3 protein-coding genes are annotated in these 3,266 nt (G+C 72.1%); 1 reads left to right on the forward strand and 2 read right to left on the reverse strand.

The genetic code is table 11. From position 1 onward, the window contains the following. The coding region (locus G7A99_RS07940) for an AMP-binding protein (protein ID WP_163139413.1) at positions 1-1,381 on the reverse strand (1,381 nt) is incomplete at its 3' end. After that, entirely contained in the window at positions 1,341-1,805 is a 465-nt protein-coding gene (locus tag G7A99_RS07945) for an HIT family protein (RefSeq protein ID WP_240466174.1), read from the reverse strand. The genes G7A99_RS07940 and G7A99_RS07945, both read right to left, overlap by 41 nt. A 107-nt stretch (positions 1,806-1,912) precedes the next feature. On the opposite strand from G7A99_RS07945, the gene G7A99_RS07950 reads away from it, so the two are divergent. Further along, positions 1,913-3,124, forward strand: a complete 1,212-nt coding sequence (locus G7A99_RS07950) for an N-acetyltransferase (protein WP_240466175.1) — start codon at positions 1,913-1,915, stop codon at positions 3,122-3,124. Positions 3,125-3,266 lie beyond the last annotated feature (142 nt).

The raw sequence follows: 3,266 nt of genomic DNA on the forward strand, positions 1-3,266 counted from the left end.
CGCCGAGGTCGCCGGTGTACAGCCAGCCATCGGGATCCAGGGCCTTGCGGGTGGCGGACTCGTCGTTGTAGTAGCCGCTCATCAGGCTCGGGCCGCGCACGGTGACGTGGCCGATATGGCCCTGGGGCAGCGGGGTGCCGTCGCGCTCGCGGATGACGACCTCGTGTCCGGGCAGGACCTCGCCGCAGACCGCGAGCTCGCGGACCTCGCCGCCCTCGCGGGGGTGGCGGGCGATGTCCTCCGCGGCCATCGCCTCGGCGTCGGCACGGTCGATCTGCAGTCCGGCGCCCGCCGGCGCGAAGGTCACCGCCAGCGAGGCCTCCGCCAGGCCGTAGCAGGCGCGGAAGGCGTGTTCGCCGAAGCCCGCCGGCGCCAGGCGCTCGGCGAAGCGGCGCAGCGGCTCCGGGCGGACGAGCTCCGCGCCCACGCCGGCGACCCGCCAGCGCGAGAGGTCGAGCTGCTCGACGTCGCTGTCGCGCACGCGTCGGGCGCAGAGGTCATAGCCGAACGGCGGCGCGAAGGCGACCGAGCCGCCGTTGCGGCTGATCAGCCGCAGCCACTGGACGGGGCGCACCGCGAAGTCGCGGGTGCCCATGTAGTCCACGGAGCGCTGGGAGGCCAGCGGGCCGAGGAGCAGCCCGACCATGCCCATGTCGTGGTAGAAGGGCAGCCAGGAGGCGCAGCGGTCGCCTGCATGGATGCCGAGGCCGTGGCGCACGATGCCCCGGAGGTTGCTCATCACCGCCTCGGCACGGATGACCACGCCCCGCGGTGCCTGGGTGCTCCCGGAGGTGAACTGCAGGTACGCGATCTCCTCCGGGCGCGTGGGCTCCGGTGTCGCCTCCGCCGGTTCGAGGCCCGCCAGGGATTCCGGGGTGTGCAGCCCCACACCCGCGATCCCCGAGGCGGCCTCGTCGAGGAAGGGCTTGAACGCCTCGGAGGCCAGGGCGACGCCCGGCCGGGCCTGTTCCAGCAGCCCGCGGATCTGGTCCACGTAGGCCTGCCGGCCACCCAGGTTCAGGGACACCGGCAGCGCGACGGGCACGAGCCCGGCATACTGGCAGGCAAAGAACACCTCCGGGAACGTCGAGGTGGTCTCGGCGACCACCGCGACGCGCTCGCCGCGCTGCATCCCCAGCCCGATCAGGCGCCGGGCGGTGGTCAGCGCGCGCCGGCGCAGCTCGCCGTAGGGCACGGCCTCGGTGAGTCGTCCGCGGGCGTCATGGAAGTTCAGCCCGGTGTGTCCCTCCGCCGCGTAGTCCAGCGCCTCGGCGAGCGTGGCAAAGGACCCTGGATTGAGCGGTACCGTGTTGACGGTCGGCGTCGCGGCGCCCGGGCCGTCAGGGCCAGCAGCTCGCGATGTGTTCGATGATGCGGGCATTGGCTGATTCATTTGTCTCGTTGACGTGGGACAGGTCCGGGGGGCCGGGCCACCCCCGATCCTCGAACTCCCGGCCGTCGAAGGTCTGCGGCTCGGGGTAACGGGGGAGGACGTGGAAGTGCACGTCCGGGTCGACCATCATCAGCATGAGGTAGTTCAGGCGTTCGTAGGAGAACGCCCGCTGCAGGGCCTGCTCGATGTCGGCGGTGACCCCGCGCAGCTCCGAGAAGGCCGCCGCGCTGAGTTCCGGGAACGCCTGCGCCGGCTCCCGTGCCGCCAGCACCAGGGCACCCAGTGTCGCCTGACGGGGACGAAGGAGTACGCTCCAGTGGGTGTAGTTGCGGATGCACGTATCCGGTGCGCCGAATTTGCGCATCGTGGCGTTCCACTCAGTGCCGTCGACGCCGTCCATTCGTTCGCTCATGCCCGTGATGCCGTCCGGTGCGGACCGTCCGCACGTAGATGACTGATCGATGACACGCAAGTGTGCCATGATTGCCAACATAATTGTATGTATCGGGACACCTGACCATGTCACTGGAGGATAGTGCGGCCCCGGCGGCTACCGGCGCGGACGCGGAGGACGGCCGTACACCGGGGCAGGCAGCCGGTACGTCCGGTGCCCCCGAGCTGCGCCGTGCGGACGGACGCGCCGGGCTGCGCGCCTTCATGCAGGTGCCCGCCGAGGTCTACCGCGACGATCCCGCCTGGGTGGCGCCGCTGTGGCTGGAGCGCCGCCTGCACTACTCCCGGCAGAATCCCTTCCTCCACCACGGGCGCTGGCAGGGCTGGGTCGCGATGCGTGACGGCCGCCCGGTCGGGCGCATCTCCGCGCAGGTCGATACCCTGCACCAGGCGCGCTACGGCGCCACCGGTCATTTCGGGCTGCTGGAGGCGGAAGACGATCCGTCGGTCTTCCGCGCCCTGGTCGCGGCGGCGGAACAGTGGCTCGCCGCCCAGGGCGTGCGTGAGGTCACCGGGCCGTTCAGCTTCTCGATCAACCAGGAATGCGGCCTGCTGGTGGACGGCTTCGAGACCCCGCCCGCGGTGATGATGCCCCACGGCCGGCGCTGGTACGCGCCGCGCCTGGAGGCGGAGGGCTACCGCCCCGCCCAGGACCTGATTGCCTACGGTATCGACACGGGTTTCCGTCATCCGCCGGCGATGACCGCCCTGCTGGGCCGGTTCGGCGAGCGGGTGCGGCTGCGTTCGCTGCGCCGCCGCGAACTCGGTCGGGAGCTGGAGCTGCTGCGGGGGATCTTCAACGACGCCTGGTCGCGGAACTGGGGCTTCGTGCCTTTCACCGCCGAGGAGTTCGCCGAGCTCGGCCAGGTCCTGCGCTGGGTGGTCGACGACGATCTCGTGCGCATCGCTGAGGTGGACGGCGAGGCGGCGGCGTTCATCGTCGGCCTGCCGGACCTCAACGAGCTCATCGCCGACCTGGACGGGCGGCTGCTGCCGTTCGGCTGGCTGCGCCTGATCCGCCGCCTGCGCGGCGGTGCCGCGACCCGCGGGCGTGTGCCGCTGATGGGGGTGCGCCGGTGCTACCAGGACTCGCCCCTCGGGGCGGCGCTCGCCTTCGCGGTGATCTCCGGGGCGCAGTCCGCCTATCTCGAGCGGGGCATCCGCTGGGCCGAGCTGTCCTGGATCCTCGATGACAACGCGGGCATGCGCAAGATCCTGGAACGCCTCGGGGGCGAGCCCTACAAGCGCTACCGCCTCTACCGGAAGGCCATCGCGTGAGCGCCCGGGTGATCCGTGCCCGGGCCGGCGCCGCACCGCCGGAGCCCTTCGATGCCGTCGTCCTGGCCGCCGACCGCGGGCCCGCGGACCCGGTGGCTGCCGCCACCGGGTCCGCCTGCAAGGTCCTCGCGCCGGTGGCCGG

The sequence above is a fragment of the Arhodomonas sp. KWT genome (assembly GCF_010993615.1).